Origin of the sequence: Spongiactinospora sp. TRM90649 (assembly GCF_029382225.1) — a bacterium.
Lineage (GTDB): Bacteria > Actinomycetota > Actinomycetes > Streptosporangiales > Streptosporangiaceae > Spongiactinospora.
The window spans coordinates 185,599-212,594 of the sequence record NZ_JARLTC010000014.1 but is presented as its reverse complement, the minus strand read 5'-3'; the positions used below and the strand labels follow the sequence as shown (position 1 = coordinate 212,594).

The 26,996-nt window shown below is 70.5% G+C and carries 21 protein-coding genes, 1 tRNA gene and 1 pseudogene; 12 read left to right on the top strand and 11 right to left on the bottom strand.

The genetic code is table 11. The features are described 5' to 3' along the window. Positions 1-220 precede the first annotated feature (220 nt). Positions 221-814 (bottom strand): annotated as a pseudogene (locus P3X83_RS19670) (TetR/AcrR family transcriptional regulator); the annotation flags it as partial. 73 nt (positions 815-887) lie between these two features. Next, positions 888-1,826 (bottom strand): fatty acid desaturase, encoded by a 939-nt coding sequence (locus tag P3X83_RS19665; RefSeq protein WP_277306584.1) that lies wholly within the window; start codon positions 1,824-1,826, stop codon positions 888-890. 351 nt (positions 1,827-2,177) lie between these two features. Between P3X83_RS19665 and P3X83_RS19660 the strand changes: the two genes are divergently transcribed. The 5 genes from P3X83_RS19660 to pth all read left to right on the top strand — a co-directional run bounded on the left by P3X83_RS19660 (position 2,178) and on the right by pth (position 6,350). Beyond that, a tRNA-Gln gene (locus tag P3X83_RS19660) sits at positions 2,178-2,249 on the top strand. 177 nt (positions 2,250-2,426) lie between these two features. Continuing rightward, a complete protein-coding gene (gene glmU, locus P3X83_RS19655) occupies positions 2,427-3,887 on the top strand; it encodes a bifunctional UDP-N-acetylglucosamine diphosphorylase/glucosamine-1-phosphate N-acetyltransferase GlmU (RefSeq protein ID WP_277306583.1) in 1,461 nt (486 codons plus the stop codon). 49 nt (positions 3,888-3,936) lie between these two features. Next, entirely contained in the window at positions 3,937-4,914 is a 978-nt protein-coding gene (locus P3X83_RS19650; protein WP_277306582.1) for a ribose-phosphate diphosphokinase, read from the top strand. A gap of 149 nt (positions 4,915-5,063) precedes the next feature. Next, positions 5,064-5,693 carry a 50S ribosomal protein L25/general stress protein Ctc gene (locus P3X83_RS19645; protein ID WP_277306581.1) on the top strand — a complete coding sequence of 210 codons (630 nt, stop codon included), beginning with the start codon at positions 5,064-5,066 and terminating at the stop codon, positions 5,691-5,693. Between the two features lie 60 nt (positions 5,694-5,753). Next, a complete protein-coding gene (pth, locus tag P3X83_RS19640) occupies positions 5,754-6,350 on the top strand; it encodes an aminoacyl-tRNA hydrolase (RefSeq protein ID WP_277306609.1) in 597 nt (198 codons plus the stop codon). Here pth and P3X83_RS19635 read toward each other — a convergent pair. Next, entirely contained in the window at positions 6,325-6,936 is a 612-nt protein-coding gene (locus P3X83_RS19635; protein WP_277306580.1) for an exonuclease, read from the bottom strand. The two genes, pth and P3X83_RS19635, sit on opposite strands and share 26 nt — an antisense overlap. 208 nt (positions 6,937-7,144) lie before the next feature. On the opposite strand from P3X83_RS19635, the gene P3X83_RS19630 reads away from it, so the two are divergent. From P3X83_RS19630 to cysN, 4 genes are read left to right on the top strand one after another with little or no spacing between them, the layout of a single operon-like run. Then, on the top strand, positions 7,145-8,521 hold the full coding sequence (locus P3X83_RS19630; protein ID WP_277306608.1) for a sugar transferase: 1,377 nt from the start codon (positions 7,145-7,147) through the stop codon (positions 8,519-8,521). After that, positions 8,521-9,288, top strand: coding sequence for a 3'(2'),5'-bisphosphate nucleotidase CysQ (locus tag P3X83_RS19625; protein WP_277306579.1), 768 nt, complete (start codon positions 8,521-8,523; stop codon positions 9,286-9,288). Before P3X83_RS19630 ends, P3X83_RS19625 begins: the two co-directional genes overlap by 1 nt. 35 nt (positions 9,289-9,323) lie before the next feature. Beyond that, positions 9,324-10,238, top strand: a complete 915-nt coding sequence (gene cysD / locus P3X83_RS19620; protein ID WP_277306607.1) for a sulfate adenylyltransferase subunit CysD — start codon at positions 9,324-9,326, stop codon at positions 10,236-10,238. 3 nt (positions 10,239-10,241) lie between these two features. Next, positions 10,242-11,507: a sulfate adenylyltransferase subunit CysN gene (gene cysN / locus P3X83_RS19615; RefSeq protein WP_277306577.1), complete on the top strand. Its 1,266-nt coding sequence runs from the start codon at positions 10,242-10,244 to the stop codon at positions 11,505-11,507. Positions 11,508-11,550: 43 nt separating this feature from the next. Here cysN and P3X83_RS19610 read toward each other — a convergent pair whose 3' ends face one another. Further along, a complete protein-coding gene (locus P3X83_RS19610) occupies positions 11,551-12,078 on the bottom strand; it encodes a hypothetical protein (RefSeq protein WP_277306576.1) in 528 nt (175 codons plus the stop codon). Between the two features lie 756 nt (positions 12,079-12,834). Continuing rightward, positions 12,835-15,180: a hypothetical protein gene (locus P3X83_RS19605; protein ID WP_277306575.1), complete on the bottom strand. Its 2,346-nt coding sequence runs from the start codon at positions 15,178-15,180 to the stop codon at positions 12,835-12,837. A gap of 244 nt (positions 15,181-15,424) precedes the next feature. Here P3X83_RS19605 and P3X83_RS19600 point away from each other — a divergent pair, with 244 nt between their 5' ends. Genes P3X83_RS19600 through P3X83_RS19590 form a run of 3 tightly spaced genes read left to right on the top strand, consistent with a single transcriptional unit; the run spans position 15,425 to position 18,008 of the window. Then, entirely contained in the window at positions 15,425-16,309 is an 885-nt protein-coding gene (locus P3X83_RS19600; RefSeq protein WP_277306574.1) for a sulfotransferase, read from the top strand. After that, positions 16,306-17,232 carry a glycosyltransferase family A protein gene (locus tag P3X83_RS19595; RefSeq protein WP_277306573.1) on the top strand — a complete coding sequence of 309 codons (927 nt, stop codon included), beginning with the start codon at positions 16,306-16,308 and terminating at the stop codon, positions 17,230-17,232. The genes P3X83_RS19600 and P3X83_RS19595 overlap by 4 nt, the downstream gene beginning before the upstream one ends. Before the next feature lie 2 nt (positions 17,233-17,234). Beyond that, a complete protein-coding gene (locus tag P3X83_RS19590) occupies positions 17,235-18,008 on the top strand; it encodes a WecB/TagA/CpsF family glycosyltransferase (RefSeq protein WP_277306572.1) in 774 nt (257 codons plus the stop codon). Between the two features lie 275 nt (positions 18,009-18,283). Here the strand turns inward: P3X83_RS19590 and P3X83_RS19585 are convergent, their stop codons facing one another. The 6 genes from P3X83_RS19585 to P3X83_RS19560 are packed head-to-tail and all read right to left on the bottom strand — an operon-like array spanning position 18,284 to position 26,623. Next, positions 18,284-19,213 carry a sulfotransferase gene (locus P3X83_RS19585; RefSeq protein WP_277306571.1) on the bottom strand — a complete coding sequence of 310 codons (930 nt, stop codon included), beginning with the start codon at positions 19,211-19,213 and terminating at the stop codon, positions 18,284-18,286. Further along, a complete protein-coding gene (locus P3X83_RS19580) occupies positions 19,210-20,718 on the bottom strand; it encodes a lipopolysaccharide biosynthesis protein (protein WP_277306570.1) in 1,509 nt (502 codons plus the stop codon). The genes P3X83_RS19585 and P3X83_RS19580 overlap by 4 nt, the downstream gene beginning before the upstream one ends. Continuing rightward, on the bottom strand, positions 20,682-21,647 hold the full coding sequence (locus tag P3X83_RS19575; protein ID WP_346742723.1) for a sulfotransferase domain-containing protein: 966 nt from the start codon (positions 21,645-21,647) through the stop codon (positions 20,682-20,684). The genes P3X83_RS19580 and P3X83_RS19575 overlap by 37 nt, the downstream gene beginning before the upstream one ends. Then, positions 21,644-22,570, bottom strand: coding sequence for a hypothetical protein (locus P3X83_RS19570; protein ID WP_277306569.1), 927 nt, complete (start codon positions 22,568-22,570; stop codon positions 21,644-21,646). Before P3X83_RS19570 ends, P3X83_RS19575 begins: the two co-directional genes overlap by 4 nt. Then, positions 22,567-23,862, bottom strand: coding sequence for a hypothetical protein (locus P3X83_RS19565; RefSeq protein WP_277306568.1), 1,296 nt, complete (start codon positions 23,860-23,862; stop codon positions 22,567-22,569). The genes P3X83_RS19570 and P3X83_RS19565 overlap by 4 nt, the downstream gene beginning before the upstream one ends. A 10-nt stretch (positions 23,863-23,872) precedes the next feature. After that, positions 23,873-26,623, bottom strand: a complete 2,751-nt coding sequence (locus P3X83_RS19560) for a Wzz/FepE/Etk N-terminal domain-containing protein (RefSeq protein ID WP_277306567.1) — start codon at positions 26,621-26,623, stop codon at positions 23,873-23,875. Positions 26,624-26,996 lie beyond the last annotated feature (373 nt).

The window sequence follows — 26,996 nt, the reverse complement described above, 5'->3', positions numbered from 1 at the left end:
CCTTCTCCAGGGCCTTCTCCCGCTCGCGCTGGTCGCGCAGCCGCTGCTTCTCCAGTTCGCGGGCGAGCTTCTCCTGCTCCCTGGCCTCGCGTTCGCGGGCCTTCTCCTGTTCGCGCCGCTCCTTCTCCGTGGCGGGCGGCCGTACGGCGGACGGCCGGGACTGCCCCAGCATGCCCGCGTTGCGGCCGACCGCGCTGAGCCCCGGATCGGGGTTCAGACCGGTCAGGCCGTTCCACGCCAGATTCACCAGGTTGGCGGCGACCTCCTCACGGCCGGGCCGCCGGACGTCGAGCCACCACTGGCCGGTCAGCGCCACCATGCCGACGAGCATCTGCGCGTACATCGGCGCGAGCTTGGGGTCATAGCCCCGGTTGGCGAACTCGTCGGCCAGCACGTCCTCGACCTGGCTGGCGATCTCACTGATCAGGCTGGCGAAGGTGCCCGTGCCGGAGGCCGCGTGGGAGTCGCGGACCAGGATCCGGAAGCCCTCGCTGCTCTCCTCGATGTAGCGGAGCAGCGCCAGGGCCGCCCGCTCCAGCTTGGCCAGTGGGTGGGAGGCCGACAGCGCCTCGGTGATCATGGTGAGCAGGCGTTGCATCTCGCGGTCCACGACGACCGCGTAGATGCCCTCCTTGCCGCCGAAGTGCTCGTAGACCACCGGCTTCGACACCATGGCGTGCGCGGCGATCTCCTCGACGGAGGTGCCGTCGAACCCCTTCTCTGCGAACAGGGCACGGCTTACCTCGATCAGCTGCTCCCTGCGTTCCTTGCCTGACATGCGTCTGCGGGACCGGGATTCGCTCACAGGTCTCATAATGCCCGCAGACCGGGCACCGGTGGGAACGCGGGCCGCCCGGGAGACGGCGGCCCGGCCGATCACCGGATGGTCAGACAACTCGTTTCGCCGCCAGCCGCTCGGGGTCCGGCCAGCGGACGTCGGTGGCCCATCCGGCCTTCTCCAGCAGCCGGATCGTGCCGGCGCTGAGGTCGATCTGCCCCTTCAGCGCGCCGTGCCGCGCGCAGGTGGGGTCGGAGTGGTGCAGGTTGTGCCAGGACTCGCCGAACGAGGGGATCGCCAGCCACCACACGTTGCGCGACTTGTCGCGGACCTGGAACGCCTCCTCGCCGAACACGTGGCAGATCGAGTTGATCGACCAAGTCACGTGGTGCAGCAGGCCGATCCGGACCAGGGTGCCCCAGAAGAACGCGGTGGCCGCGCCCCACCAGGACCAGGTCAGCAGGCCGCCGAGGATCGCGGGCAGGAAGATCGAGGTGATCGCCATGACCGGGAACCACGAGTGCAGCTTGCGGATCACCGGGTCCTTGTAGAGGTCGGGCGCGTACTTCTCGCGGTTGGCGCGAGTGGACTCGAACAGCCAGCCCATGTGGGCGTAGAGCAGGCCCTTGGACATGGCCTTGAACCCGGGGCCGAAGCGCCACGGCGAGTGCGGGTCGCCCTCCTTGTCGGAGAACTTGTGGTGCTTGCGGTGGGTGGCGACCCAGTCGAGGACCGACATCTCCAGCGAGAGGCTGCCGGCGATGCCGAGGGCGATCTTCACCGGGCGCGGCGCCTTGAAGGAGCCGTGCGTGAAGTACCGGTGGAAGCCGACCGTGACGCCGAGGCCGGAGACGATGTAGAGCACGAAGGAGATGACGATGTCGAGCCAGCTCAGGCCCCATCCCCAGGCGAAGGGCACGGCGGCGGCGATGGCCACGAGGGGCGCGCCGACCACTACCGCGAAGGTGATTAGCTCGGGTTTGGTCTTCGGCTCGGGGTCGATATCCGGCTTCGGATGTTGGGACGTGCTCTCGGCGACGACGGTCATAGGGCAGCCTCTCACGACGTGAATGGGGCGAATGTCCTAGCTACGCAACCGTAACCTACGCCATCGTAGGTAAGGAACCCCTAAGAACCGAATATGTCGTAGGTGACGATCCGGAAGAGATCTGATGGTGTTTCCGTGGCTTGCCGATTGAGCGGATATGTGTTACAAGTCGCGCTTTGTCGGAACGTGTGTCTATGTGCGCGCGAAGTAACGAGCGCCGGGCCGGTCCGGGAAAGATCCGTGGAGCTTGTGGTAGTCGATCGCCTGTGACGGGCTGGGCCAGGTAGGGTGTCACGGTGGGCTGAGGCGGCGATCCCCGGTCGTCCCGGGGGTTGTATGGTCAGCTCGCCATCCGGCGTTGGGTAATTGGCAGCCCGCTGTCTTTTGGTGTCAGTTGTCCAGGTTCGAGTCCTGGCGCCGGAGCTGCGTCCGTGTCCGGTTCGGTGGCGGTGCGGGTGGCTGGGTGGGGTGAGAGTCGCCGCAGGGTGGGCAGGTATCCTCACGATGTCGGGTGGATTGCGGTACGGGGCCCAATAGGTGACCGTACGCCATCCCTGATCCATATCTGTTCACAGCCGCGACGCCGAGGGAGCTCAGTCCGTGAGTGTGCCGCGCCCGGCCGCCGTCGTCGTCCTCGCCGCGGGCGAGGGCACGAGGATGAAGTCCGAGAGACCGAAAGTCCTGCACGAGCTTTGTGGCCGGGCGATGCTCGACCATGTGCTCGTCGCCGCGCGAGGGCTGGATCCCGAGCGCCTGATCGTCGTCATCGGGCATGGGCGCGAGCGCATGCACGAGCACCTCGCGCGCACGAGCCCCGACGCGCTCGCCGTGGTCCAGACCGAGCAGCGGGGCACCGGCCACGCCGTCCGCACGGCCCTCGAAGAGGTCGGCACGCTGGGCGGCACGGTGCTGGTCACCTACGGTGACACGCCCATGCTGCGCCAGGAGACCATGGAGCGGCTGCTCGCCGCGCACACCGGCGACGGCAACGCGGTCACCGTCCTGACCGCCGTGGTGCCCGACCCGACCGGATACGGGCGCATCATCCGCGACTCCGGCGGGGCCGTCCTGGAGATCGTCGAAGACCGCGACGCCACCCCCGAGCAGCGCGCCATCGCCGAGATGAACTCCGGCGTCTACGCCTTCGACGGGCAGTTGCTGGCCGACGGCATCAAGCGCGTCGGGGCCGCCAACGCGCAAGGTGAGGAATATCTCACCGACGTGCTGGCCATCCTCCGTGAAGACGGCCACCGGGTCGGCGCCTTCGTCGCGGCCGACCACGTCGAGGTCGAGGGCGTCAACAACCGGGTGCAGCTCGCCGCCGCCCGCCGGGTGCTCAACGACCGGGTGCTGCGCGACCACATGCTGGCCGGGGTCACCGTGATCGACCCGGCGAGCACCTGGATCGACGTCGACGTCACCGTCGAGGCCGACGCCGTCATCCACCCGGGCTGCCAGTTGCACGGCCGCACCACGATCGCGTCCGGCGCGGAGATCGGCCCCGCCACCACGCTGACCGACACCGAGGTCGGCGAGGACGCGGTGGTGCGCAACTCCGTCTGCGAGGGCGCCAGCATCGGCCCAGAGGCCCTCGTCGGCCCCTACACCTACCTGCGGCCCGGGGCCGTGCTGCTGCGCAAGGCCAAGGCCGGCGCGCACGTCGAGATCAAGAACTCCGAGGTCGGCGAAGGGGCCAAGGTGCCCCACCTGAGCTACGTCGGCGACGCCACGATCGGCACCGGCGCCAACATCGGCGCGGCCACCGTGTTCGTCAACTACGACGGCGTGGAGAAGCGCCACATCACCGTGGGCGACCACGCGTTCGTCGGCTGCGACACGATGCTGGTGGCGCCCGTGACGGTGGGGGACGGCGCCTATACGGCCGCCGGATCCACCATCACCAACGACGTTCCGCCCGGGGCGATCGCGGTCGCCCGCGAGCGGCAACGCACCATTGAAGGGTGGGTCGCGCGCAAGCGTGCGGGCACCAGGTCGGCCGAGGCGGCGCGGCGTGCGTCGGCCGCCGGGCAGACCGCTGATCAACAGGAGAAAGGCACGTGAGCGAGCGATCACGTAGGCACGTCATCGAGCAGTCCGGTGAGGTGGCAAAGTGAGCGGCAGGAAGATGACGGGCGAGAAGAACCTGATGTTCTTCTCCGGAAGGGCCTACCCCGAACTGGCCGAGGAGGTCGCGGCCCACCTCGGCATCGAGATGACCCCGACCAAACTGCATGACTTCGCCAACGGTGAGATCTACGTTCGCTATCTGGAGTCCGTCCGCGGATGCGACGCCTTCGTGATCCAGAGCCACACCGCTCCGATCAACCAGTGGATCATGGAGCAGCTCATCATGGTGGACGCCCTGAAACGGGCCTCCGCCAAGCGCATCACCGTGGTCATGCCGTTCTTCGGCTACGCGCGGCAGGACAAGAAGGGCAGGGGCCGGGAGCCGATCACCGCGCGCCTGGCCGCGGACCTGTTCAAGACGGCCGGCGCCGACCGGCTGATGTCGGTCGATCTGCACACCTCCCAGATCCAGGGCTTCTTCGACGGCCCGGTCGACCACCTGTTCGCCATGCCGGTCCTCGCGTCCTACCTGCGCGACAAACTGGAGCCCGCCACCACCACGATCGTCTCGCCCGACACCGGCCGGGTGCGCCTGGCCGAGCGCTGGGCCGACACCCTGGGCACCCCCGTCGCCTTCATCCACAAGCGGCGCGACCTCGACGTGGCCAACCAGGTGAAGGTCCACGAGGTCGTCGGTGAGGTGCGGGGCCGCACCTGTGTGCTGATCGACGACATGATCGACACCGCCGGCACCATCTGCAAGGCGGCCGACGCGCTCTACGAGCAGGGCGCCACCAACGTGCTGGTCGCGGCCACGCACGCGGTGTTCTCCAGCCCCGCCGTCGATCGCATGAAGAACAGCAACATCTCCGAGGTCGTGGTGACCAACACGCTGCCGCTGACCGAGGACAAGCGGTTCGACAAACTGACCGTGCTGTCGATCGCCCCGCTCATCGCGCGGGCGATCAGCGAGGTCTTCAACGACGGCTCGGTGACCAGCCTCTTCGAGGGCGACAGCTAGCTCGTGCGAAGGCGTTAAGGACGCGAGGGCCCGGACGGGTCCTCGCGTCCGTATAAACTGGTTAGGTTGCGCTCGTAACGCCTCCCGCTAGGGCGGGCCAGGGAGAGCGCGCATCCCGATGATCCAACGAGGTCCCTAGGAGATCAGCCGTGTCCGAAGTACTCATCAACGTCGAAGAGCGCACCACCTTCGGCAAGGGCGCCGCCCGCAAGATCCGCCGCGCCGACAAGGTCCCCGCCGTCCTTTACGGCCACGGCACCGACCCCAAGCACCTCACGCTCCCCGGCCACGAGCTGATGATCGCGCTGCGCACGCCCAACGTGCTGATCCGCCTCTCCGGCGAGGGCGTCGACGAGCTGGCCCTGCCCAAGGGCGTCCAGCGTGACCCGATCAAGGGCTTCCTGGAGCACATCGACCTCCTCCTGGTCCGCCGCGGCGAGAAGGTCACCGTCGAGATCCCGGTCACCGTCGCCGGCGACGTCGTCCCGGACGGCATGCTGGAGCAGCTCCTGGTCTCCATCGGCGTCGAGGCCGAGGCCACCCACATCCCGCAGGGCATCGAGGTGAACATCGACGGCCTGGAGATCGGCACCCAGGTCACCGCAGGCGACCTGAACCTCCCGCAGGGTGTCTCCCTGACCGCCGACGCCGAGACCCTGGTGCTGCTCATCGCCACCAAGCCCACCGGGGCCGAGGAGGAGACGGAGGCCGCCGAGGGCGAGGCCGCCGAGGCCCCCGCAGGCGAAAGGGCCGCCGCCGAGGCCACCGAGTCCGAGTAGTAGCCCGCACCACCGGCGCCCGCCTCACACGGCGGGCGCCGTCATGGTTTGGAGGTGTCCGTGGACCGTTGGCTGATCGCGGGCCTGGGCAATCCGGGGCCGGAGTACGCGGCGAACCGGCACAACGTCGGCTTCATGGTGCTGGACGAGCTGGCCGCCAGGGCCGGGGGGCGTTTCAAGACGCACCGGTCGCGCGCGGAGGTGGTCGAAGGACGGCTCGCGGGAGTGCCCGCCGTCCTGGCCAAGCCGCTGTCCTTCATGAACCTCTCCGGCGGCCCGTGCAAGGCGCTGGCCGACTTCTACAAGGTCGATCCGGCGCGGGTCGTGGTCGTCCACGACGAGCTGGACATCCCCTACGGCGCGCTGCGCGCCAAGCTGGGCGGTGGTGACAACGGCCACAACGGCCTGAAGTCGATCACCAAGTCGCTCGGCACCCGCGACTACCTGCGGGTGCGTTTCGGGATCGGCCGCCCGCCCGGTCGGATGGACGCGGCGGCCTTTGTGCTGCGCGACTTCGGCACGGCCGAGCGCAAGGACCTGCCGTTCCTGGTCGACCGAGCGGCCGACGTGGTGGAGTCGCTGATCACCAAGGGCCTGGAGACCACGCAGAACACCTTCCACGCGGCCGACCTCAAGCTCTCGGGCCCTCCTCGCTGACCTCGGCCGTTGCTTGGTCGTGGCCCGCCGCGGTGGCCGATCCCGGCCAGGCCATCAGGTTCTGCAGCAGTTCCGCCTGCTCCATGGCGTCGTCGAGGGCGTTGTGGGTGTGCGGGCGCTGGGCCGCGAGATGGCGGGGCATCTGCCGCTTCGTCGCCCAGCCGATGGTGACTCCGGCCTTCGCCGCGTAGAGCGTTTTTATGTCGATGCACCGCGAATGCCCGAACGGGGACGACCCGGTGAAGTTCATGAAGTACCAGTAAATCCACATCCAGTCGAAGGAAAGCGGATAAGCCGCGAGCACCGGCGTGGAATTCCGGCAAACTCGCTTTATCCAGGCCGCGGCCTCCGCCATCGCGCCCCCCGGATCACGGCCCTCCCGGACCAGCAGGTCGCGGTCGAGCCCGCACACCGCCATCGACTGCGGCACGAAGTCATCGCTGATCGGCCGCAACTCGACGTAGAAGGTGTGGGTGTCGGGACTGATCGCCTCGAAGTGACGCCCCCGCATCCGCCCGGCCATGGTCATTCCCAAACTCACCATTGAATATGGCCCGGGAATCGGACCATCCGCCTCAATGTCCACGGAGATATACGTTTCAGCCTTCAAATCACCGGCCTCCGTTCCACTCGTTATCATTCCCTGACTGTCCGTTTGTGAATGGCAGGAGGGGTGCGTGTTCGACGGTGAACCTTCCACGGCCCTGGCGCGCTCGGCCAGCGGGCGGCGGGCCTCCGACCCCGCGGATCGGTCCCGGCTGCCTCGGTGGGTGCGACAGTATCGCGGGCGGGCGATGTCCGCCGACGCATTTTGCGCCGTGCTCGCCGGGGCGGTGGCGCTCGGCGTCAGGTTCGGTGAGGTCACGCCGTACGTCACGCCCTATCTGCTGCTGAGCGCCGCGCTGCCGCCGGTCTGGACGGCCGCCATCTCCGTCAACCGGGCCTACGAGCCGCGCCTGCTGGGCGCGGGCTCCGAGGAATTCCGCCGCATCGTGCAGTGCGGTCTGCTGCTGACCGCCGGGCTGGCCGTCTGCGCCTACAGCACCAAGATCGATATCGCCCGCGGCTACGTCGTGGTCGCGCTGCCGCTGATGACGCTGCTCACGCTGGCCGCCAGGCACCTGCTGCGGCGGTGGCTGCACCGGGCGCGGGCGCGCGGCGGCTGCATGCGCAGGGTCGTGGTCGTCGGCCACCGCGACGGCGTCGCCGACCTGGTGCGCAGGTTCCGCACGGAGCCCGAGCACGGCATGCAGGTCGTGGCCGCCTGCCTGCCCGGCGACACCGGCGGCTACCGGGGTTTCGGCGCCGGGGAGTGCGAGGTCGAGGGCGTGCCCGTGCTCGGCGACTTCACCGACGCCGCGCTGGTGGTCAACCAGACCGCCGCCGACACCGTGGCCGTCCTCGGCTGTCCGGAGATGGACGGCCTGGCGCTGAGCCGGCTCGCCTGGCGGCTGGAGAAGACCCGCACCGAGCTGGTGGTCGCCCCCGTGCTGATGGAGGTGGCGGGGCCGCGCACCACCATCCGCCCGGCCGCCGGGCTGCCGCTGCTCCACGTCGAGCACCCCGACCTCGCCGGGCCCAGGCAACTGGTGAAGAACCTGTTCGACCGCACGGTGGCGGCGGTGCTGGTGGTGGTGCTCGCGCCGGTGCTGGCGGCGCTGGCGCTGGCCGTCCGCTCGACCAGCCGGGGGCCCGCGCTGTTCCGGCAGACGCGCGTCGGGCGCGGCGGGCACGAGTTCACCATCTACAAGTTCCGCACCATGGCCCCCGACGCCGAACGGCGCAAGGTCGAGCTGGTCAGCGACGGCGACGGCGTGCTGTTCAAGATCCGCGCCGACCCGAGGGTGACCCCCTTCGGCGCCTTCCTGCGCCGCCGGTCCCTCGACGAGCTGCCCCAGCTCATCAACGTCCTGCTCGGCCACATGTCGCTGGTCGGGCCACGCCCGCCGCTGCCCGAAGAGGTCGCGGGCTACGGCGACGACGTCCGGCGGCGGTTACTGGTACGCCCCGGTCTGACCGGTCTGTGGCAGGTGAGCGGCCGGTCGGATCTCTCGTGGGAGGAATCTGTACGGTTGGACCTGCGTTACGTTGAGAACTGGTCCCTGATGCTGGACCTGCAGATCCTGTGGAAGACCTGGTCGGCTGTCGCCCGGGGAGCTGGAGCGTATTGATGACGATTAGGGATGACCATGTGCTGGCCGCCGACCTCGCCACCGAGGCCGGTGAGCTGCTACTCACCCTCCGGGCCGAGCGTGGCTTCGAAGATCCCCGGGCATTGCGCGACGCCGGAGACGCGAGCGCGCACCGGTTCCTGGCCGACTCGCTGGCCCGGCTACGGCCCTCCGACGAGGTCCTGTCGGAGGAGGCCACCCGCGAGGAGCGGCTGAACTCCCGGCGGCTCGAGGCCGAGCGGGTCTGGATCGTCGACCCGCTCGACGGCACCCGCGAGTTCGCCGAGGAGGGGCGCGCCGACTGGGCCGTCCACGTGGCCCTGTGGGAGCGCGGCACGCTGACGGCCGGAGCCGTCGCCCTGCCCGCCCAGGGCCGCACGCTGACCACGGCCGACCCGCCCAAGCTCGCCGCCGCGCGCCCCGGCGCCCGCGTCCGGATCGCGGTGAGCCGCAGCCGTCCGCCCGAGTTCGTGCAGAAACTCGCCTACCTGGTGGGCGGCGACCTGGTGCCGATCGGCTCGGCCGGCGCCAAGATCGCCGCAGTGCTCACCGGCGAGGTCGAGGCGTACGTCCACGCCGGGGGCCAGTACGAGTGGGACTCCGCCGCCCCGGCCGCCGTCGCCCTGGCCGCCGGAGCCCACGCGAGCAGGATCGACGGCTCGCCGCTGACCTACAACCAGGCCGACCCCTCACTACCGGATATCCTGGTTTCCCTACCGGAGCTGGCGCCGTCCTTGCTCTCCGGAATCCGTGACCTTCAACGATGACCCGCGTCCACAGAGCCACCTCGGAGGACACCCCGATGCTGCAGGCCGACTACACAACGTCGCAACTCGACGTCCTTGAGGCCGAGGCGATCCACATCATGCGCGAGGTCGCCGCCGAATTCGAGCGCCCCTGTCTGCTCTTCTCCGGCGGCAAAGACTCCATCGTGATGCTCCGCATCGCGGAGAAGGCGTTCTGGCCCGCGCCGATCCCCTTCCCGCTGATGCACGTGGACACCGGGCACAACTTCCCCGAAGTGATCGACTACCGCGACCGCAGGGTCGCCGAACTGGGTGTTCGGCTCGTCGTGGCCAGCGTCCAGGCGTCGATCGACGCCGGGCGGGTGGTCGAGGAGACCGGACGCCGCGCCTCGCGCAACCGGCTGCAGACCACCACGCTGCTCGACGGCATCGAGGAGCACGAGTTCGACGCCGTGTTCGGCGGCGCCCGCCGCGACGAGGAGAAGGCCCGCGCCAAGGAGCGCGTGTTCTCCTTCCGCGACGACTTCGGCCAGTGGGACCCGAAGAACCAGCGCCCCGAGCTGTGGAACCTCTACAACGCGCGGATCCGCAAGGGCGAGCACATCCGGGTCTTCCCGCTGTCCAACTGGACCGAGCTCGACGTCTGGGACTACATCCGCCGCGAGGACATCGAGATCCCGTCGATCTACTTCGCGCACACGCGCAAGGTCTTCCTGCGCGACGGCATGCTGTTGTCCGACGACGAAGTGGTCAACCGCGGCGACGACGAGCCGGTCTACGAGGCCACCGTGCGCTACCGCACGGTCGGCGACATGACCTGCACCGGGGCCGTCCAGTCGGCCGCCGCCAGCGTCGAGGAGATCATCGCCGAGATCGCCGCCACCCGGATCACCGAGCGGGGCGCGACCAGGGCCGACGACCGCACGTCCGAGGCCGCCATGGAAGACCGCAAGCGGGAAGGCTACTTCTAAACCATGGACATCCTGCGTTTCGCCACGGCGGGGTCGGTGGACGACGGCAAGTCGACGCTGATCGGGCGGCTCCTCTACGACTCCAAGGCGATCTTCGAGGACCAGCTCGAAGCGGTCGAGCGCACCAGCCGCGACCGCGGCACCGAGTACACCGACCTGTCGCTGCTCACCGACGGCCTGCGCGCCGAGCGTGAACAGGGCATCACCATCGACGTGGCCTACCGCTACTTCGCCACGCCGAAGCGGAAGTTCATCATCGCCGACACCCCCGGGCACATCCAGTACACCCGCAACATGGTGACCGGCGCCTCCACCGCCGACCTGGCGATCATCCTGATCGACGCCCGCAAGGGCGTCCTTGAGCAGTCCCGGCGGCACGCCTTCCTGACCACCCTGCTCCGGGTCCCGCACCTGGTGCTCGCGGTCAACAAGATGGACCTCGTCGACTACTCCGAGGAGCGGTTCAACGAGATCCACGAGGAGTTCACCGCGTTCGCCGCCAAGCTCAACGTGGCCGACCTCACGTTCATCCCGATGTCGGCCCTGCACGGCGACAACGTGGTCTCCCGCTCCGAGAACATGCCCTGGTACCAGGGCACCTCCCTGCTCCACCACCTGGAGAACGTGCACATCGCCTCCGACCGCAACCTGGTCGACGTGCGCTTCCCCGTGCAGTACGTGATCCGCCCGCAGCGGGCCAACGACCCCGCCTTCCACGACTACCGCGGCTACGCCGGCCAGGTCGCGGGCGGCGTGCTGAAGCCGGGCGACGAGGTCGTCCACCTGCCCAGCGGTCTCGCCACCCGCATCGCCTCGATCGACACCTTCGACGGCCCGGTGGCCGAGGCGTACCCCCCGATGTCGGTCACCCTGCGCCTGGAGGACGACATCGACATCTCGCGCGGCGACATGATCTGCCGCCCCAACAACCAGCCGCAGGCGGCCCAGGAACTCGAGGCCATGGTCTGCTGGATGACCGACGCCACCAAGCTGTCACCCCGCACCAAGCTGAGCATCAAGCACACGACCCGTACGGCCCGCGCGATGGTCCGCGACCTGCATTACCGCCTCGACGTCAACACCCTCCACCGCGACGAGTCCGCCGAGTCGCTGGGCCTCAACGAGATCGGCCGCGTCTCTCTGCGCGTCACCCAGCCGCTCTTCGTCGACGACTACGCCCGCAACCGAATGACCGGCGGCTTCATCCTGGTGGACGAGTCCACCAACGGCACGGTAGGCGCCGGCATGATCGTCGACGCCCGCACCTGATCTCCATGTGGGGGCCGTAGGGGGCGCACTCCGACGGCCCATCTCACACGTGGGGCAGGAGAATCTCCCGGACTTCCACGATCTCGCGGTTGTGGACGGTGATGAGAACCGGGATGTGGTAGGAGTGCGCGGTGGCGCGCTTGATCAGTAGCTCCCGGGAACACGACCTGGTGCCCAGGGAGCGTCGGGCGGCGATCGGGCCCTCCGGAGATACCTTGCACAGGTAGGCGCTCTTGAAACGCACATCCCGGGCGATCGGCGAGGCGTAGACCCTCGCGTCGCGCTTCGGCGGGCTCACGAATCCGCTCTCGCCGTCGTTTCCGTATCTCCAGCGGATCGGCTCGTACTCGGCGACTCCGTCCCGCACTTTGGTCATCCAGCCGCGCAGGACGCCGTTGTGGCGGGAATGCGGCTTCTTGCTGAAGTCATGGCCCGGGTCACGCTGGAACTTCGCGCCGAAGACCTTGGGGTCCTTGTAGTGAGGCATCGCGTCGGCTCGGGCCGACACGGCGGGTAACACGACGAGGGCAGCGGCCCCGACGGTGATCAGTGTGCGTAACAGACTTTTCATGCTCGTTTGGACACTCATGAGCAGACCCCGGTTGTTCCTAACGAGTGTGATACATATCACAATGGCCTTCGCTGCGCTCGAACGACCTCTCCAAGGGCCGCGCTTCGCCCTCCAATCCTTTCCGCCCTCCAGCCGGAGCCGCGTTTCTGCCTTCGTCTGCGTCGGTCTCCGGCCCGAGCGCCACTCCGCACGCCTGAGATCGCCCTCGCCGCGCCCGGCCGAGCCTTCCAATGGCCGCGCTTCGCGCGTCCAAGGGCCGCGCTGCGCTCGGACGTTCCCCGTCCCCGGTGCCACGGCCCGAAGGCGTTTCCACGGCCAGAGCGGGAAGCGCGATGGCGTCCCGTGGGGTGGTGGGACTTTGGCGAGGCCGGAGCAGCCGACCTGTGCGATGTCCGATACGGCCGCTCCCATTCACCCACTCGGCGGGGCACCATCGTCAGGCGGCACCCATGCGGGCCAGGATGCCGAGTTGTGCGGCCAGCGCCGCGGACAGGTCGATCGGTGTCGGGGAGGTCACCTTGGCGGTACGCCCGCACGGACGGCAGGACGTAGGTGACGGGGACGGGACGCGTACCGGGGCGCGTTGGGCGACACCGCCTGACGGTGCAGGCGGTGTCGCGGCTCGCCCTAGGAGACACGTTCGGGCGAGGCGAAGCCGATCAGTCGTACGCCCGCGCGGACGGCGGGGCGCACGCCATGGTGGGGCCGGCGTCACCGGTTCGGTTCACGAATCGGGTGGGCCGCAGGCGGGACGTGTCACTTTCGGCGTGGTTTGCGGTAGGTGATGGGTTTGTCGCCCTTGGCCGGGTAGGCCATGATCAGGAGGCGTTGGCCGTTCTCCTGTAGGCCCTTCCAGTTGAACCAGTCGTAGTGGACGCGGATCCGGTAATGGCCGGGGCGGCCGTTGAGGGACAGGTCGGGGAACGTGGTGCCGCTCAAATCGTCGGTGAGGACGATCTCGCCGGTAGGGCTTTCGTAGCCGACCTCGGTGACCTGGTCCCAGCCCTTGGTCTCCACCGGAGGGCGGCGGGTGTAGGTCTCCAGGGTGACGCAGAGGTCGTAGTCGGAGTGCGTCGTGATCACGAGCTGGCCGGGGTGGGCGGCCACCAGGCCGTTGTCCTGGGCCTTGCTCAGCAGCTCCTCTTCGCCTTCGGCCGGATCTTCGTCGCCCCCGGTCGGCTCGTACGTGCTCACGACTCCGTAGTCCGTGAACTGCGGTTCCTTCAGGCGGACGGCCTTGGCGGGTTTGATGAGCGGGCGGTGGACGGGGCGGGTGTCGCACATGCGCTGCGAGTCGTCCTCCCACTCCTGCATTTCCCGGTTCTGCTCGGCGGCCGCGGCGCTCACCACGGCGCCGGCGCTTGGGCAGATCTCCGCCAGCGGGTAGGTCAGGGCATCGCGCCGCAGTCCCGTCGTCGCCTGCAGGCGGGCGACCTCCGCGGGGTCGTTGCGCGTGTAGACGCCGCACAGGCGGCGCGCGTAGGACAGGATCCCGGCGTCGGGTGTGTTGGCGGTGAACTTGAACTGGTCACCTTTTCGCAGGGAGCACACGATGCGCTGATCCCTGGTGAGTGCGGGCTTCTTCGCCTCGCCCGAATACATCTCGGTGCCATACTCGGCCTGGGTGCACTCCTCGCCTGTGGTGATCGAACCCGCGGGCCGGGATGCCTGGAATGTGAATCCGAGGGCGATCAGAGTGACGAGCCGGACCGACACCACGTAGTAGCGGGCGAGCCCGGTGAACGCGGACGCGTATATGACCCGCAGGAGCAGGGCGGAGCCGATCAGGGCGGCGGAGTACCACAGCGGCGAGATGCCGAACCAGACCTCACCGTTCTGTCCCTGGGTGAACAACCCTTCCGGGTAGATCTGCGTGCCGTCGTAGAAGAAGTCGAATTCGCCGGACGTCGGCACGGTCGTGAGCGCGCTGATGAGGCCCACGGCCGCCGCGATGGTCAGCGCGCGTGTCGTGAGCCGCACGATGCCGGGGGTCCGGCGCAGCACGGCGGCCAGGATCAGCAGCGCGGGCCCGCCGACGCCGATGAAGACGTCCAGGCCGAGCCACGCCATCGCCTGCCCGCTGCCCAGTTGTGCACGGGCGAGGTACTCGATCACGCCCCTGGGCCCGGTCCAGTGGTACCTGCCCTGGGCGAGGTTGACGGCGGCCGGGGCCAGCGGAAGCGCGATCGCCAACACGGCCAGTGGCCACGACACGGTGGTCGCGCGCACCGGCGCCGCTCGCGGGACCGGTTCCGGCAGCGGATTCGCCAGCTCGTGGGCCGTCCGGGCGTCCCACACCAACCCGAAGACGCTGACCGCGCCGACGAGAGTGAAGAAGGTGAGGATGCCGGGGAACTCGCCGTCGAAGGTGACCATCCCGTGGGGCTGGAGCACGGTCATCGCCTGCGCGATGACGCCTATCCGGACGGTGGCCGCGCTCCAGCGGGGATCCCGTGCCTGTGCGATCAGGATCGTCACCGACCACACCAGTCCGCCATAGCCGTACCCGCCGGCGAGGTTGAGGATCTGCCCGGCGAAGTCGAGGTCGAAGAGGTCCGTGATCCCCTCGCCGAGGGCGCTCAGAGTGCTGATGAGCCCGGTGATGAGGGAGAACACCCGCAGGCCACGGGAGGCGCTACCTCGAAGCACCAGGAAGAACAGCCAGACGACGGCCAGTTGCACGAGGCATCCGATGGTCCCGATCACCGACCAGAACCAGGAGATCTCCAGTAGCCGGATCAGCGGCCCGCTGGTGGTGAGGATGAGGCTGTAGCCGACGGTGAGGTAGAGGAAGAGCCGCAGCAGCGCCACGTGCCTGCCCCGGTCCGTCAGCTCGCCTCGCAGGCGTCCGCGCAGCACCTGCCACAGGGCCCAGCCCTGCACCGCCCCGATGGGCACCAGGACGAGCGCGAGCCACCCCGGGAGGACGAAAGGTGCCTCTTCCCGACCGAAATACCACCGCGGATCGGTCTCCTGGGTGACGACGGTCCACACGGGCTGGTCGGAGGTGGTGGTCAATGCCAGGACGGCCAGCAGGACGACCGCGATGAAATAGCCGAGCGCGATCAGAGCGGCGATCTTGCCAAATCGATAGCGACGCATGGCCTTCTCTGCAAGGGGCGCGAAGCGGGTGAAAACGCCCAACCGTAGCGAGCCACCGCAAAATCAATCAAATAAAGCGCTCTCCGCGGATGTGATCCACGTCACGCCCATACGTCGGGGTGGCGTCCATGATGAATCCTTGGTGATCGGACCACGAAATGATTACCCTCAGTGCTAGCATGAGTGCTGACGGTAGCGACTGCTTGGGGGTGCATTCGTGGGCCAGTGCCCGCCGCCCGCTCGGGTGATCTTTCTGGGTGGGCTCGGCCGTAGCGGAAGCACGCTCCTGGAGCGGCTGCTCGGTGAGGTTCCCGGGGTGGTTCCGCTGGGCGAGGTCGTGCACCTGTGGGCGCGCGGCGTGCTCGGTGCGGAGCCCTGTGGCTGCGGCGTTTCACTGCCGGGCTGCGGGTTCTGGTGCGAGGTCGGCAGGCGGGCCTTCGGCGGCTGGGCCGCCGAGCTGGCCACACGCATGATCGAGCTGCGCCGGCTGGTCGATCGCACCCGGCACATTCCGCCCAGGCCGAGCCTTGAGCTGGTGGAATACGTCAGCGTCTACCGCCGCCTCTACACCGCCGCGGCCGACGTCGCGGGCGGCAACGTCGTGGTCGATTCGAGCAAGCACGCGTCGCTGGCGTTCTGCCTGGCCGCGGCCGGGGTGCCGGTTCACGTCGTGCACATGGTCCGCGATCCCCGGGCGGTGGCCCATTCGTGGCGCAGGCGCATCACCCGTCCGGAAGACGGTACGCCGATGCCCCGCTGGTCGCCGTTCCGCACCGCCGCGCACTGGACGGCGCAGAACCTCGCGCTCGAACTGCTGGCGGGCAAGGGCGTTCCCGTCACCCGGGTTCGATACGAAGACCTGCTCGACGCGCCGCGTCCCGCGTTCGCCCGGCTGCTGACCAGCCTCGACCTGGCGCCCCGTCTCGACTTCCTCACCGGCCGCCACGCGCGGCTGACCACGGCGCACACCGCCTCCGGCAACCCGATGCGGTTCAGCTCGGGAGAGGTCGAGCTGGTGCGCGACGACGCGTGGCGGCAGGCGCTGCCGCGCGCGCAGCGGGTGCTGGTCACGGCGCTGACCCTGCCCCTGATGATCCAGTACGGCTATCGCGCCCGGGCGGCGGCATGACGGCCCATCCGTCGGTCGGCGTGGTGATCGCCACCCGTGGCGCGCGTCCCGGCCCGCTGTGCGACGCCGTCCTCGCGGCCCTCCGGCAGGACTACCCGGGCCATGTCGAAGTGATCGTCGTGGCCGACGGCGGGGCCGAAATGGTGGCCCAAGTGAAAGCCCAATTGGCGCACGTTTTGTCAGAAACAAGGGCAAAGGTGCGAGTCACATCAAATCAACTCACAAATGGACTTCCAGGTACACGTAACACCGGCGTCGTCACGCTCGACACAGATATCGTGGCGTTTTGCGACGACGACGACGTATGGATGCCCGGAAAGCTCAGCGCCCAAATCTCGGCACTGAGCGCGCATCCGACCGCTGAGTTCGCGAGCTGCGGCATCGAGATCGAGTACGGCACATGCCGCACCGCTCGCCTGGCAGGCACCGACACGATCACCCACGCTCACCTGACGAGATCGCGGATGGTCATGGTGCACTCCTCCACATTCCTGTTCTGGCGTCACGCCTCCTTCCGGGTGGACGAAAGCGCCCCCGGCGGCCAGAACGAAGACTGGGACCTAGCCCTCCGTGCCGCCAAGCGGCACCCGATCGTTCATGTCGACCTGCCGCTGGTTCGGGTGCGCTGGGGAGCGTCCGACTACCTCGCCCGCTGGGCGGACAGGATCGCCGGGCTGCACTGGATGCTCACCCGGCACACGGAGCTGGCCGTAGATTCACGCGGCGCGGCACGGATCTACGGCCAGTTGGCGTTCGCTCACGCGGCGCTCGGTCACCGCCGAGAGGCGTGCAGGTGGGCCCTGCGCGCCTCGGCGGCCCGGCCGGCCGAACCGCGCGCCGCCCTCGCCCTCGTCGTGGCCGCGGGGCTCGTCTCCGCCGCCACCGTCGTGGGCCGGCTGCACACGAGGGGGCGCGGGATATGAACATGCCGCACGTTCCCGAAGACGGCCGGGTGATCGTCGGCCGTGTCGCGTTCGACCCGCTCACCGAGGGCGAGGTCGTCGATCGAGTCGTCGCGGCGCTTCGCGCCGGTCAGGGCGGCCACATCATCACGCCCAACGTCGACATCTGCCGGGCCACCCGCCGAGATTCGGAAATCGCCGCACTGGTGGCATCGGCCGACATCGTCGTGGCCGACGGCATGCCCCTGGTCTGGGCGTCCAAGCTACTGGGCACCCCGGTTCCGGGACGGGTCACCGGTGCCGACCTGATCTGGTCCCTGTCGGCCGCCGCGGCCCGTGAAGGGGCCCCGGTCTTCCTGCTCGGCGGCCCGCCGGGGGTCGCCGAGCGGGCCGGTGCCGCACTGGCGGCGCGTGCTCCGGGGCTCATCGTGGCGGGCACCTTCGCACCGCCGTTCGGGTTCGAGTCGGTCGCGGCCGAGCAGGTCCGCATCCGGAGCGAACTGCTCGCGGCCGACCCCCGGCTGGTGTTCGTCGGGCTGGGCTTCCCACGGCAAGACCGGCTGATCGTCGAGCTGCGCGAGATCCTCCCCGGCGCCTGGTTCGTCGGATGTGGAGCCGCGGTCGCCTTCGCGGCTGGCACCATGCGCCGTGCCCCCGCGTGGATGCGCGGCGCCGGGCTGGAGTGGATGCATCGCCTGATCACCGAGCCCATCCGGCTGGCCCGCCGCTACCTGATCGACGATCTCCCCTTCGCCACCGGCCTGCTGATCACCAGCGCCATCCGCCGCCGCCACTGACCACCGGTCCACGCTGCACACCGGCCCACGCTGACGGTCCATCTATGCTGCCCGCCGGCCCGGGCTGACCGTTGGTTCGGGCCGGTGGTTTACCAGCGCTATCCGCCGTCGGCGCAGCCTGCCGACCGGGGCTGACGGTTGGTCCGCGTCGACGGACCACCTTTACCGGTCGCCGGGCTGGGCCTCTTTCGGCCGGTCGCAGGCGGAGTGTGAGGCGTCGCACCCCGCCTGGTCCGGCCTGGTCCAGGCGGTCGGTTGAAAGGGGTACCGGCGCATCAGCCGCATAGGCGGCGGATGCGGTTGATCTGGTCGGGGGAGAGACCGAGGGCTCTCGCCTGGGCCGCCTGCCGGGAGTCCATCCGGCGGAAGGCGGTGCGCGACAGCGACCGTCCGCTCCACGCGAACGGAACCGGGATCATCGGGCGGTTCAGCGGGGGGCTGCACGCGCGGGTGATCCGCGCCTCCGCGCGGGGCGACCAGGTCAGGCCCGCCCAGGTGTAGAGGTCGCTGAACCCGCCGAGCGGGTCGGCGGCGAGGTGTTCGTAGCGGACGACACGGATGCCCGGATGCCGGGCGGCGAGCCGGTCGGCGATCACGCCGGTCAGGCGCCACAGGATGGCGGTCTTGATGACGTCGTCGGCGGAGGCGGCGAGCGAGGCGACCTCCCGCGCGTGGGGGTGGTCGCGCAGCAGCAGCGGCTGGTCGAGGAGTTCACGGAAGTCGAACGTCCAGCCGAGCCGGTGCCAGCTCGCCGCGAGCGCCACCGGGTCGCGGAGCAGGATGATCACCCGGCAGCCGAGCCGTTCGACGAACCAGCCGGCTGAGAGCAGCGCGAACGGGTCGTCGAGCAGGGCTCGGTGACCCAGCATCCGCCCGGCGGTGAACGCCCCGCCGTACCGGATGAGCCGGGCCACGTCGTACGGCGCGCGGTTGCGCCGCAACTCCGCAGCGAACCGGTAGCGCAACGCGACCGTGTCCCGGAACGCCGGAAGCCACCCGGCCTCGTTGTCGCGGCAGATGTACTGGAACCGGTGGGTGACGGTGGCGTCGAGCACGCCTGGACACCCGCCCGGCGGGTGCTGCGGATTGAGCGGTTCGTTCACGTAGACGAGTTCGCCGCCCGCGACGAGCATGCGTCCGGCCCAGCTCGTGCCACTCCTGGGCAGGCCGGTGACCAGCAGCGGACCGGTGAAGGGAAGGCTCATGGAGTGTCTCCGCGCCAGGTGCGAGGGCGTAGCGCGGTGGCGCTGTGCCGTCCGAAGGGGCGTAGGCCGTAGCGGTGGTGCAGGTGCAGCAACGGGAGCAGGTTCTTCACCAGCACCCCCGCCGACCAGCCGAGCGCCGCGCCGACCGCGCCGTGCTCTGGCACCAGCGCGAGATCGGCGGCGACGGTGACGGCGACCGCGGCGGCGGTGTTGGCCAGGCTGGCGGTGGTGTGCCCGGCGGCGGTCAGGACGATGTCCACCATGCCGCACGCCGACGCGATCATCATGGTCCCGGCGAGGACGGCGGCGACCTGCACGCCACGTTCGTACCCGGTGCCGAAGAACCGGGGGAGCAGCGGGGCGAGCGCCGCGTAGCCCGCCCACATCGGCCAGGTCAGGGTGACCAGCCACAAGGTGGTGGCCTGGTAGAGCCGTCGCGCGCCCGGCAGGTCGCCCGCCGCGAGCGCGCGGACCAGCCGGGGCTGCGCGGCGTGCGCCAACCCCTGGGCGGCGAGCTGGCCGACGACCTTGAAGCGGGTGGCGGCCGTGTAACAGGCGGCTTCCGCCGGCCCGCCCAGCACCGCGACGATCACGATGTCCAGTCGCTGGAACACCGCCTGGATGGCGCCCGCCCCGGCGCGCGGCGCGGTGTGCCGCCACAGCTCCCCGGCCGCCCCAGGCCGCCGCACCGCGCCGCGCGGGACTCGGCGGCGCAACCACAGCGCGGCCAGGACCAGCACCGGCACGTACGGCAACGCCCACGCGAGCGGCAAGGCGACGCTCGCCTCAACAGCGCGGGCGGCGTTCGCGTCGACGGTGGTGGTGGCGGGCGTCTCGATGGCCGGTGCGATGTGCGTCTCGATCGCCCGGGTGGAGTTCGTCTCGACGGCGTGGGTGGCGGGGGGTTCGACCGTTGGTATGGCGCTTGTGCCGACCGCTGGAGCTGTGAGGAGGACGGCGATCACGGTGAGTGTGAGCTGGCCGAGGGGCTGTAGCAGCCCGCTCAGATACGTGGTGGGGCCCATCGCGCCGAGCCCGCGGGTGGCCGCCACCAGGACGTCGGCGCACGCGATGAAGGGGACGGCCAGCGCGAGCAGCCGCACCCACGGCACGGGGATCCCGGTGGCCGCCGCGACGGCCGGGCCGAGCAGATGGATCGTGGCGGAGGTGAGCACGGCCAGGGCGAGGACAGGAAGCAGAGCCGCCCGAATGTACGCGGAAACATCGGCTTGGTCGGTGTGCCGGGCCAGTGCGTGCACCAGCCCGTTGCCCGCGTCCAGCCGGACGATCCCGGCGACCATCAAACTGAGCGCCATCGCCGTGAACAGCGCCCCGGCCGTCGCGGGCGGCACCGCCCGGCTGACCACCACGACCAGCGCCACCTGCGCCGCCGCCCCCGCGCCCGCCCCCGCCAGGCCCAGCGCGCCGCCGCGAGCGACGGCCCCGAGCGACGGCGCGGCGGACACGGTCACCGGCGCCAGGACGGCGTGCGCCCCCCCAGCCACCGGACGAGCTGCGCGTCGCACGCCTCGAACTCGTCGGACAGCCTGCGACGCAACCGGGCGGGCATCGGCGCCGCCCGAGGACGGGCGTTGTGCCGGTCGAAACAGGGCGGCGTCAGCGGCGGGAGGTCGAGAAACGACAGGATCTCGTCGTAGACGACGGCGGGCGAGGCGAAGAACCGGTGGCTGTCCACCACCAGCAGCCGATCGGCGCCGACCAGCGGCTCGATCCGGGCGAGCTGCTCGGCGTAGCGCCCCCTGGACAGGTAGGCGTGGTGCCGGTGCGCGTGGCTGCTCGCCATAGGATCCGCGCGCAGGCGCTCGGCCTCTCCCGCGAGCCGTTCGCCCTCCAGCTCGACGGCCCGCTCGAACCGGCTCTCCGGCTCGAAGCCCCTGGCCACCTCATGGGCATGCGCCGAATGCGCCCGTTCCACCGGGTCGCGGACCAGCACGATCAGCTTCACCCCCGGCAGCCGCTCCGCGATCCGCGCCCCGGCCAGCGGGTGGAAGAGGTAGTAGGGCGACGACTCGAACGCCAGCGGACGCCTGCCGTACGTGTGGTGCAGCCGGGCGGCGGTGGCATGCAACGGAAAATGCGCCCGATACCAGGACAGCCCATGCTCGTAGGCGACGTCGAAGTAGTGCACGCCCTTGCGCAATACCGGTTTGAGCACCAGCGGGTGCCCGGCGAGCGCCCGGTAGAGGGACGTGGTGCCGGATCGCTGCGCACCGATGATCAGAAAGGTGGGCAGCATCCGGCCCTCGGCGGTCAGGCGGCCGGCGGCCAGCGACACCGCGTGCGCCGACCCCTTGAGCGGTCCGCGCAGCGGGCCGTCCAGCGCCCTGCTCAGGGAACGCCGCAGCGCGCGGTTCAGCGCACGGGGACGCGACCCCCGCACGGGAACGCGGGCCCGGCCGGGCAGGTGGATCAAAGGATCAGCTCCTGGTGATCGACGAGCGGCGAGAGCCAGGTGGACGGCGGGCCGAGCGGCTCGTGGCCGTCTCGCGCGTGCCGGTCGGCCAGCGTGATCAGATAGTGCAGCACCGTGTGCCTGGCCTGCGCGGACGACAGGCCGTACGGTGCGAGCACCGCCGTCGCCTGGGCCAGGCACGAGCGGGCCGCCTCCGCCGGGCGCATCCGCCGTAGCGCCCGGTGCAGGTAGTTGTGCGCGGCGTCGAACCCGAACGGCACGCCGGTCGCGAAGCGTTCCCAGTCCCACACCAGCAGCCGCCCGCCGGGTACGGGCGCCATGTTCCACGGCGTCAGGTCGCCGTGCCACGCGTACGGCTCGCCGGGGCACAGCTCCGCGATCTCGCGGACGGCGGCGCGCAGCGTCTCCGGGCGGGGCTTGGATGCCCGCAGCCCGCGCCGGGGCACCGGCAGCGGGGAGGTCACCAGCACCTCAAGGCCGCGCCAGCGACCATGGTGCAGCAGGGCGGGCGCGACCACGGTGCGCAGCGGTGCACCCGCCAGCAGGCCGAGGGCCGTGGCCTCGGCACGCACCAGCGCCGCCGTGCACGGCGTGTCGCCGATCTTGACGAACGCGGCGAGCCCGGCCGGGCCGTGCGCCTCCAGGACGGGCTTGCGGTTGGCCCGCCGCGCGGGCCGCACGTGCAGGACGGCACGCACCGGGATGCCCAGGACCTCGCCCAGGTGATCCTCGATCGAGTCGCCGCCTCCCGACGGGACCATCACCCGGCTGCCGAACGCGCGATGCCACCACGCCCGGGGTACCAGGCGGCGCGGCAGCCGGGGATGGGGCAGCAGCGAGTAGGCGACCGGATCGTCGTCGCCGGGGAACAGCAGGCGGACGGTCTGGTCGAGATAGCGCACGCGAACACGGGCGTCGGTCACGGTGACCCCTTGGTGAGGGACCCTCTCCACAGGAGGGCGAACGAGATCATGTAGAGCGTGAGGGGGGTGAAATAGCCGTCGTAGATGAGCATGTAGAACAGGACCAGCAGCATGACCAGCACGCCGGCCATGGCGATCGGGCTGCGGTCGCGCCGGTAGCGCAGCGCCGCGCCCGCGAAGAACGCGATGTAGAGGGCGGCGCCGACGAACCCCTGGGCGATCGTCAGGTGCCACAGGTGACCGTCGCTGCCGAGCGGGGGGTGGCCGCACTCGTCGCACCACTGCGTCTTGCCGGTGGTGATCGAACGGTGGTTGCCGAGCGCGTTGCGGGTGTTGCCGTAGCCGATGACGGGGGAGTGCCCGGCGGCGGCGAGGGTCGCGGTCACCGTGAACGCCCGGATGTCGTTGCTGTGCGGGCTGTCCAGCCGCTTGGTGATCACCGACGCCAGCGGGCTGAGCAGGACGGCCAGCACGGCCGCCGCGCTCACCGCGCAGAGCGCCACCCGGGCCCGCGCGCCGAGCCGGAACACCAGGTAGACGACGGCCAGGCCGAGGCCGATCCACAGGCCCCTGTTCAGCGAGTACACCACCGGGATCGCCGCAACGGCCAGGACGGCGGCGGCGACCAGACGGTGCCGGGCCTCGCCGTACACCCACCAGCCCACCACGAACCAGACGGCCAGGACCGACAGGTTGCTGCCCCACGCGTTGGCCCATTCGAACGGGGCCTCGGGGCGGGGCAGGGCGTGCCCGAGGACCTTCTGGGTCTGCGCGACGGTGGGATGGATGAGGTTGCCGACGAAGGAGTTGCCACCGAGCCAGTCGGGCAGCACCATCTCGACCGGCGAGGTGAACTCGAAGCCGGGGGCGATCAGCCCTAACAGGCCTCCGGCCACGGTGGCGACGAACAGCGCGCCGAGCATCCGCACCAGGGTGAGCTGCGGCAGCTCCTGATGGGTGAGATTGCCCAGGTAGAGCACGATGATGAGCATCGCCACGCACATCGTCAGCCGGATCAGGTGACCGACCACCCGGCCCTGGCTCAGATCGCCGTACGTGCCGGGCGGCGACTCGGCCAGCATCAGCGCGCCGAGCGCCTGGCCGGTCAGCAGCAGCACCCACAGCCCGAAACCGGGCGGCACCTTGACCGGCCTGCGCCGCCACAGGACGACCGCCATCGGGATCGCCACGACGATCACCGACAGGCCGCCGAAGCCGAGCGCCCACCAGATCGGGTAGCCGACGAGCAGCGCGGCGATCGGCCAGGCCACCGGCGCGAGGCGCCACCTCATCGCGCACGCCTCACATCTCGTGCCAGGGGCTCCGGCCCCCGCGTGGCCGGTCGTCGTCCGTGGCGGGGGTCTCCGGGGTCTGACCGTGCGGCTCCCAGCGGAACGGCTGGGCCGGGGTGACGGCCTCGGCGAGACTGACGAGGGCGGCGAGCCCCGCGAGATCTCCGGATTCGGAGCCGCCGGGGTTGTGCGCGGTGGGTTCTTCCTCGGCGTCGTCGTCGGGATCGTCGTGCCACTGGGCGTGCTCGTCGTCGGATGTGCCGTCGGCCCATCGGTCGGCCTCGTCACCGGGCGTCCGGCTCAGCCGGTCGCCCCAGGCGGGGGACGCGGCCTCCCGGCCGATGTCGTCGAGGCCGTCGTCGGCGGCCCAGCGCGAACGCCCGGCGGGCGGCGGCACGACTCGTTCGTCACCGGGGGTGATCGCCTCCGGCCCGGTGTTCGCACCGAATCGCGGCAGTGTGTACCCATCGCCCGAGGGCCCGCTTCCGTGCGACCGGTCGCGCGGCGCGGAGGGCTCCGACCGTGCGGTGAGGCGGGGCATGCCCGTGTGGTCGGTGGGGCTTTCCGACGGGTGCGGCGCGCTGGAAGGAGGGGCGGCGTCGGCCCAGCGGGAGCGGCCGGTGGGCGGGACGTCGTCGAGCCGGTCGCCCCAGGCGGGGTAATCGGCGGAGGCGTCGTCGCCCGGGGTCTCCGGGGCGGAGCGCGCCTGGCCGGTGGGCGGGGACGCGGCGAAGTGGTCGGTGTCGGTGGTGGGCGACACCCGGCGGCCGGGGGGATCGGACGGTTCGGTGAGCCGGTGGATGGGGCTGGTGATCAGCGCTTCGGTGACGTGCGAGGCGTCCCAGGTACGGCCGGTGCCGGGCGCGCGATCGCCGGGCGCGGGGACCACGAGCCTGCCGAGGCCCTCGGTGCCGGGCGGTCGGCCCTCGGACCTGCGCGGTGGCGTAGCGCCGAGCGCGTCCGACTCGGCCCGCGAGGCCGTCCGGGACGGCGGAGCCGGCGGTACCGCCGTCCCCGGCCACTCACCGTCCCCCTGCCAAAACCCCCCCGCACCTCGTCCCGCCGCCCCGAACTTCCCCACACCCGCCACGTTCCCCGGCCCCCCGGCCCCGGACCAGGACGCCCCGGCATCGACGGCCCCGCCCTCAGGATCGCCCCCGGAATCGGACGCGGCCCTGTAGCCGAGCTCGACCCCCGCCCTGGCACCCGGCTCGGATGCGGCCCTGAAGCCGGAGTCGGATGTGGGCCTGAAGTCGGCCCCGGTTCTGGTGCCGGGTTCGGGTGTGGCCCCGTACCTGGAATCGGATGTGCTTTTGAAGCCGAGGTCGGATCCGGGCATGGGGTCTGGGGTGGTCGCTGAAACGGGGGCTGAGCCGGAGGCGGACCAGGGGGGAGGGGCTCCGGCGGGGGAGCCGGGAGGGTGGGGCGCCTTTTCGGCTCCGGACCCCTGCCTGCCGCCGCCCCTGCCGTCCGGCTTGCCGAAGGAGCCGGGCTTCTCCAGTTCCGGGGACGGCCGGTCGTTCGTCGGGGGCTCGGCGGCGGCGCGGCGGACGCGGCGGCGGGCCGGGCGGAGCACGATGGCGCCGATCAGACGGGTGCCGGTGCGGCGCAGTGCCTGGGCGGCGGTGGCGACCTCGCGGGCCGAGACCCCGCGCAGTGAGACCAGCAGCACCGCCGTCTCGGCGCGGGCGAGGTCGTGCAGGCCGTCGCCGTTCAGCACGCGGGTGGGGGCGAGCGGCCCGGCCAGGGCCCGCGTGAGCTGGCGGCCTTCGAAGTCGGCCCCGACCGGGCGGATGAGCAGGTGGCCGCCGGGCCGGGCGGCGATCAGCGTGGACGCCAGCTCGTGCGGCCCATCGGGGTCGCGGCCCCCCGGGACCCCGGACGGCCCCGCGATCACCGGGATGCCGGTGAGGCGCTCGACGTCGCGGGCGCCGCGCAGCCGGGTGTCGAGGCGGTCGCGGGCGAAGGCCGCCCCGGCCCCGGCGAGCAGGCCGAGCATCAGGCCGCTGCCGAGGTGGAGAGGAGCGCTGGGGGCGCTGGGCGCGCCGGGCGGGACGGCCTCGCTGATCACCGACCCGGGGGTGATCGCGACCGTGCGCAGGGTGTCGTACTTGGCGGTGAGGTTGTAGACCTGACGGCTCAGGACGTCTTGCTGCTGCTGGGCGATGGTGCGCTCGGCCGAGCCCCTGGCCAGGCCGGGAAGCGAGGTGGCGATCTCGCCGAGGTCGGCGTTGACCTGCTTGAGCTTCGCCGACAGGGCCTTGAGCTGGACGCCCAGCTCACGCTGCGCGGCCTCGGTGCGCTGCTGGAGGTACGCCTCGGCGTAGGCGCGGGCGTGTGCGGCGGCGGAGGCGGGCGTGGCCGCGGTGGCGGAGATCGACAGGACGGCGGAGTTCGGCGGCACGGCGACGGCGATCGTGGCGGCCGGGACCGGTTCGGCGAGCGCGGACGGCTTCAGGTTGGTCGCGGCCTTCTCGGCGACGACGGCCGACTGCGCGATCTGCGCCTCGGTGTCGAGGTTGAGCGATTCGCGCTGCCGCCCGCTGAGCTGGTTGATCTGGTCGTTGACCCCGGTGGGGGAGACCAGGACCTGGGTGGTCGCGGTGTAGGAGGACGGCGTGTACCGGAGCAGCGCGGCGCCGCCGGTGAACCCGGAGGCGAGGCAGAAGAAGAAGATCAGCCACCGCCTGCGCAGCAGCGAGGTGTATTCGGACAGTTCGGTTCCCGAACCTCGGTCGGGAAAATCCGGCGACAGGCTCATAGGAAATCGTGCCCTCCAGCCGGGTCCGGATGGTTGCGCGGGCCGCTCCCGCACGCAAAGATGAACGGCCCCCCACTATAGGCCGGTCGGCCATTCCACCGATGCGCTTGACCGATATTTTCCATCGGATGAACGAATTTCGGCAAGTGAATCATGGAGTGATGGCAGGGTTGTCCTGAAAAAGCCGGACATACCTGGTCGGAAGGCTTCGCAACGGCTGTGTAAAGTCTCCGACGTGCGAGGATACGCCGGTGGGATGGTAGGCGGCAAGGACGTCAAGAAACGCGCAAGAGCTATGTATTGCGACATATAGCCGCACATAGAAACATGGCGACGTTTTCGAAGGGAGTGCGGCGACTTGCATCATCGTGGC